Here is a 5,637-nt window from a genome sequence, read left to right on the forward strand (position 1 = left end):
GCGATCAGCTCGCCGGAGCTGATCGCGCTGCGCGCTCAGAACGGCACCGTGCTGTGGAGCGACTCGCTGACCCGTGCAGGCGGCCTGACGCCGATGTCGTCGATCAACGACATCGCCGGCTCGCCCGTTATCGGCAATACCGAGGTTTACGCGCTCAGCCATTCCGGCGTCATGGCCTCGTTCGACATGCGTACCGGCGAGCGAAACTGGACCCAGCCGGCCAGCGCCCTGCATGCGCCGTGGCTGGCAGGCAATTTCCTCTTTGTCGTCACCTCCGATGCGCAGGTCGTGGCCTTCAACCGGATGACCGGCGATGTCGCCTGGATCACCCAGCTGGAAGCCTTCCGTAACGAGAGACGGCGCCGTGACCGCATCGCATGGGCCGGTCCGGTGCTGGCGGGCGGACGCCTACTGGCGGCTTCTTCGCGCGGCGAGCTGGTCATCATCAACCCGGTCGACGGGACGGTGCAGGAGCGCCGGGACCTCGGCGATCCGGTGTTCATCGCACCGGTCATCGCCAATGAAACGGTGTATATCGTCACCGATAACGGCCGTCTCATAGCGCTGCGCTGACGCACCGCCATCCAGGAACTGACCATGTCCGGTGAACGCATTGCGAGCCTCGCAATTGTCGGCAGGCCCAATGTCGGCAAGTCGACCCTGTTCAACCGGCTGGCCGGCAAGCCTCTGGCGATGGTCGATGACCGCCCCGGCGTCACCCGTGACCGGCGCGAGGCGCGCGGGCGTCTGGGCGATCTTGATCTCAGGCTGGTCGATACGGCCGGCTATGAAGACAAGGAGACCGGCATTGAAGTGCGCATGCGCCAGCAGACCGAGATCGCGCTCGCCGAAGCCGATGTCTGCCTGTTCCTGATCGATGGCCGCGAAGGCGTGACCGCGCTGGACCAGCGCTTTGGCGAGCTTTTGCGGCGCGCGTCCAAGCCTGTCATCCTGCTCGTCAACAAGGCTGAAGGCCGCCAGGGCGAGGACGGCGTCATTGAGGCGTGGAATCTGGGGCTGGGCGAGCCCATTCCGATTTCTGCCGCGCATGGCGAAGGCATGGGTGACCTCTATCAGGCCGTCCGTGCCGCCCTTGGCGAAGCCGGCATTGATGACGGGCCGACGCCGGAAAGCGACGAGGAAGAGGGCGCGCCCTTGCGCATTGCCGTCGCCGGCCGGCCCAATGTCGGCAAGTCCACCCTGATCAACGCGCTGATCGGTCAGGAGCGGCTCATCACCGGGCCGGAAGCCGGACTGACGCGCGATGCCATTGCCGTGGACTGGTTGTGGGACGGCCAGCGCGTGCGCCTCCATGACACTGCAGGCCTTCGAAAGCGCGGCAAGGTGGATGACCGGCTGGAGCGCATGAGCGCCGCCGACACGCTGCGCGCCATCAAGTTTGCCGAGATCGTCCTGCTTCTGGTGGATGCCGAACATCCGCTGGAAAAGCAGGACCTGAACATTGCCGACCGGGTGGAGTCCGAGGGCCGCGGCCTCATCGTGCTCGTCACCAAATGGGATCTGGTCGCGGACAAGGCGGCAAAGCTCGCCGAGCTGCGCGAGAAGTTCGAGCGCCTGCTGCCGCAAGTGCGCGGCGCGCCGCTGATCCCGGTCTCGTCCCTGACCGGCTTCGGCCTCGACAAGATCATGCCGACCGTCATCGCCCTGCACAAGAACTGGTCGGTGAAGGTGAAGACGCGCGATCTCAATGACTGGCTGGCAGAAATGGTTGCGCGCCATCCGCCGCCCGCTGTCGATGGCAAACGCATCCGCCCGAAATACATGGCGCAGACCAAGGCGCGCCCGCCCACCTTCGTGCTGATGGCATCGCGCGCCGGCAAGCTGCCTGACAGCTACAAGCGCTATCTGGTCAATGGCCTGCGTGAAGCGTTCGAGCTTCCCGGCGTGCCGATACGGCTGATCGTGAAGGCGGGCAAGAACCCGTATGCCGACAAGGGTTAGGCCTGTGCCTTGACTACTTCGCCGTGGCGGGTTTCCGACGGAGCCGACAATTCCACGATGACGGGAGCCACGGTCTCGGGCTGCGGTACGGTTTCGGGATTTTCACCCGGCACGGCTTTTGTCCGCATCGCGGTGCGCATGCGGCCCGGATCGAGGAGGTTCACGCGCACCGGGCTGTCGGACAATTCCGCGGCCCAGCTTTTCACCAGGGCTTCAAGACCTGCCTTGGAGGCACCGTAGGCCGCCCAGTAGGCGCGCGTTTGCGCCCCTTGCGAGGTCGTCACGAAAACGGCGCGGCCCGCGTCGGATTTGCGCAGAAGCGGTTCAAAGGCGCGGATCAGGCGGGCGGGCGCCACGAGATTGACGGCCAGAACCTCGTTCCAGACCTTGGACGGAATCTGGTGGGCAGGCATCAGCTTTCCGAGTGCGCCGGCATTGGCGACCAGAATGTCGAGCTTGCCCCAGCGTTCGGCGACCGCTTCCGCGAGCTTCTCGATCGTGTCCGGTCCCATCAGGTCCATCGGCACCAGGGTCGCAGACCCGCCAGCCGCGCTGATCTCGTCGTCAAGGGCTTCCAGCCCGCCGCGCGTGCGGGCGGTGAGAATGACGTGCGCGCCGGCAGCGGCGAGGGCTTTGGCCGTGGCATAGCCAAGGCCGCGCGAGGCGCCGGTGACGAGTGCCACGCGCCCGGAGAGGGAAGAAGTGTCGGTCATGCGTCCACGAGAAGGGAAAGTTGCTGGTCCTTGGCGGAACTCGCCCGGTCGCGGTCTGCAAGCCGTGTCGGGTATTCGCCGGTGAAGTAATGGTCGGCAAGCTGGGGATGTTGGGGATTGCGGGCCGCATCACAGACGGCCCAGTAGAGCCCCTCGACCGACAGGAAGCCGAGCGAATCGCATTCGAGCAAGGCGCGCATGCGTTCGGGATCGTGGCTGGCCGCCATCAATTCCTCGCGCATCGGCATGTCGATGCCGTAGAAATCGGGGTGGGTGATGGGCGGACAGGCCGAGCGGAAGTGTACTTCCGTTGCCCCGGCTTCGCGCACCATGCGTACGATCTTCTTCGAGGTGGTCCCGCGCACAATGGAGTCGTCGATCAGCAGCACGCGCTTGCCCTTGAGCACGGCGGCGTTGGCCGCGTGCTTGCGGCGCACGCCGAGGTCGCGCTTTGCCTGCGTCGGCTGGATAAAGGTCCGGCCTACGAAGTGGGCGCGGATGATGCCGAGGTCGAACGGCTTGCCGATCGCTTCTGCGTAACCGAGGGCCGCCGCGATGCCGCTGTCAGGCACCGGGACCACAACGTCGATATCGGCGGGCGTTTCCTCGGCAAGGCGGCGGCCCATGCGCTTGCGCGCCTCATAGACCGAGCGTCCGCCGATCACCGAATCGGGGCGGGCAAAATAGATGTATTCAAACGCGCACGGGCGCGGCGGACGGGCGGGCGCATAGCGCACGCTCTCAATGCCGCCATCGCTGATGATGACGGCCTCGCCCGGCTCGATCTCGCGGATCAGGCGCGCGCCGATCATGTCGAGCGCGCAGGTTTCGCTGGCGAGAATCACCGCGCCTTCCAGCTCGCCCATGACGAGCGGGCGGATGCCGAACGGGTCGCGCGCGCCGATCATCTTGTCATTGGACAGGGCCACCAGCGCAAACGCGCCCTCGACCTGTTTGAGCGCCTGCAGCAGGCGGTCAGCGGCTTTGGTCTTGCGGGAGCGCGCGGCGAGCTGGAGCACAACCTCGGTATCGGAGGTGGACTGGAAGATCGCCCCGGCCTGAACCAGCTCCTCGCGCAAAATGCGCGCATTGGTCAGATTGCCGTTATGGGCGATGGCAAGGCCACCGCCGCGCACATCGGCGTAGAGCGGCTGAACATTGCGCAGGACCGGCGCGCCGGAGGTCGAATAGCGCACATGGCCGATGGCCGTTGAGCCTGCCAGCTGGTCCAGCCGGACCGGATCGGTGAAATGGTCGGCTACGAGGCCTTGATGGCGCTCTGAGTGAAACCGGCCATTATCGTAGCTGGTGATGCCGCAGGCTTCCTGTCCGCGATGCTGCAGGGCCTGAAGGCCGAAGGCAGCGAGCACGGCGGCCTTTTCCGCGCCGCGCACCCCGAAGACACCGCATTCTTCCTGCGGCCGGTCGGTTCTGGGGTCATAGGTGAGGGTCGGCAAAACTGGGGAAGGGGACATCCGAACCTCGACTGGAGCAGCTAATCGGGATTTGTGGACCGGATAAGCCTGTCCAGAGCCTCGCGGTCAAGGTCTTCGTCAGTGGCCGGTGCATCTTCGGCTTCGGTTTGTGCGCTGCCTTCGGCCCAGGAGCCTTCCGGCGCAAGGCGTTGCAGCAGCGTCGCGGTGGCGTTTGCCAGCGGGTAGATGCGCGCGCCCTGCAGCCATTCAGGCTGGGCACCGGGCAGGGTATTGCGGAAGACCAGGACGAACAGGCCGAGCAGGACGAGGCCGCGCACCAGACCGAAGATGAATCCGAGCGAACGGTCGACGACATTCACATCCTCACCCGCCTTGGCCTTGGGCTGCAGGGAGGAGGTCACGAAGCTGACCGCGAGATAGACCAGGATGAATACGCCGGCGAGCGCGATGATGTTGGCCACGAGCGGTGAGCCGACAATGCCTTCGAGCAAGCCGGCAAAGACCGGGCGGCTCCAGAGCGCTGCCAGCGCTGCTGCGACGAAGGCGGCAATCGTCAGCGCTTCGCGCACGAAACCGCGCATGAGCGCGAGTATCCCCGATACGAAAAGCACCAGAAGGGCGAACAGGTCGAAGCCTGCAAGACCGGTTTCCATCGCAATCCCCCTATTGCGGACCCGGATCGAGCCGGGAGACCAGTGTATGCACTGTATCGATCCCCGTCACCTGCAGACCCGCGCCTTCGACGCCCGCAGGCACGATTGCGCGGGTAAAGCCTAGCTTGGCCGCTTCCTTCAGGCGCGCCTCGGCGCGTCCGACCGCGCGCACATCGCCGGAGAGCGCAATCTCGCCAAAGACTACACCTTCTGCCGGCAGGGCTACGTCGAAAGCCGAAGAGACAAGCGCGGCGGCAACCGCCAGATCGGCGGCAGGCTCGGCGATCTTCAGGCCGCCAGCCACGTTCAGGTAGACATCCTTGCCGCCAAAGCCGAGGCCGCAGCGTGCCTCCAGCACGGCGAGCACCATGGCCAGACGGCCCGAATCCCAGCCCACGACCGCGCGGCGCGGCGTGCCGAAGGCGGCGGGCGCGACCAGCGCCTGAATCTCGGTCAGGACGGGGCGGGTGCCTTCCATCCCGGCAAACACGGCAGCGCCCGGAGCTGCCGTTCCGCGCCCGTCGAGGAAAAGGGCGGAGGGGTTTGCGACCTCTCCCAGCCCGCCATCATTCATTTCAAAGACGCCGATCTCGTCGGTCGGGCCGAAGCGGTTCTTCACCGCCCGCAGGATGCGGAACTGGTGAGAGCGCTCGCCCTCGAAATAGAGGACCGCATCGACCATGTGTTCGACCACGCGCGGCCCGGCAATCTGGCCGTCCTTGGTTACGTGGCCGACAAGGATGACGACGGTTCCGCGCTTCTTGGCAAAGCGGACGAGTTCCTGTGCGCAGGCACGCACCTGCGCGACCGTGCCGGGCGCGGCGGCCAGCTGGTCCGACCAGAGCGTCTGGATGGAATCAAGGATCGCAATGG

The 5,637-nt window shown here is 65.9% G+C and carries 6 protein-coding genes; 2 read left to right on the forward strand and 4 right to left on the reverse strand.

The window, feature by feature from the left end; all coding sequences use genetic code 11:
- Nucleotides 1-573: outer membrane protein assembly factor BamB family protein (locus ACTS2Z_RS02180; RefSeq protein WP_442571598.1), on the forward strand; the 573-nt coding region annotated here is incomplete at its 5' end.
- 24 nt (nucleotides 574-597) lie between these two features.
- Complete coding sequence (der, locus tag ACTS2Z_RS02185) at nucleotides 598-1,962, forward strand: ribosome biogenesis GTPase Der (protein WP_442571599.1); 1,365 nt, start codon at nucleotides 598-600, stop codon at nucleotides 1,960-1,962.
- Here the strand turns inward: der and ACTS2Z_RS02190 are convergent.
- The 4 genes from ACTS2Z_RS02190 to ACTS2Z_RS02205 all read right to left on the reverse strand — a co-directional run.
- Nucleotides 1,959-2,675, reverse strand: coding sequence for an SDR family NAD(P)-dependent oxidoreductase (locus tag ACTS2Z_RS02190; protein ID WP_442571600.1), 717 nt, complete (start codon nucleotides 2,673-2,675; stop codon nucleotides 1,959-1,961). The two genes, der and ACTS2Z_RS02190, sit on opposite strands and share 4 nt — an antisense overlap.
- Nucleotides 2,672-4,150 (reverse strand): amidophosphoribosyltransferase, encoded by a 1,479-nt coding sequence (gene purF, locus ACTS2Z_RS02195; protein ID WP_442571601.1) that lies wholly within the window; start codon nucleotides 4,148-4,150, stop codon nucleotides 2,672-2,674. The genes ACTS2Z_RS02190 and purF overlap by 4 nt, the downstream gene beginning before the upstream one ends.
- Before the next feature lie 20 nt (nucleotides 4,151-4,170).
- Nucleotides 4,171-4,764, reverse strand: a complete 594-nt coding sequence (locus ACTS2Z_RS02200) for a CvpA family protein (protein WP_442571602.1) — start codon at nucleotides 4,762-4,764, stop codon at nucleotides 4,171-4,173.
- Between the two features lie 10 nt (nucleotides 4,765-4,774).
- The coding region (locus ACTS2Z_RS02205; protein ID WP_442571603.1) for a magnesium chelatase domain-containing protein at nucleotides 4,775-5,637 on the reverse strand (863 nt) is incomplete at its 5' end.

The sequence above is a fragment of the Glycocaulis sp. genome (genome assembly GCF_052168375.1).
Lineage (GTDB): Bacteria > Pseudomonadota > Alphaproteobacteria > Caulobacterales > Maricaulaceae > Glycocaulis.

Bases quoted from the DNA above. Each gene is read 5' to 3' on its own strand.
- der (WP_442571599.1), top strand. From the start codon at position 598: ATGTCCGGTGAACGCATTGCGAGCCTCGCAATTGTCGGCAGGCCCAAT.
- ACTS2Z_RS02190 (WP_442571600.1), bottom strand. From the start codon at position 2,675: ATGACCGACACTTCTTCCCTCTCCGGGCGCGTGGCACTCGTCACCGGC.
- purF (WP_442571601.1), bottom strand. From the start codon at position 4,150: ATGTCCCCTTCCCCAGTTTTGCCGACCCTCACCTATGACCCCAGAACC.
- ACTS2Z_RS02200 (WP_442571602.1), bottom strand. From the start codon at position 4,764: ATGGAAACCGGTCTTGCAGGCTTCGACCTGTTCGCCCTTCTGGTGCTT.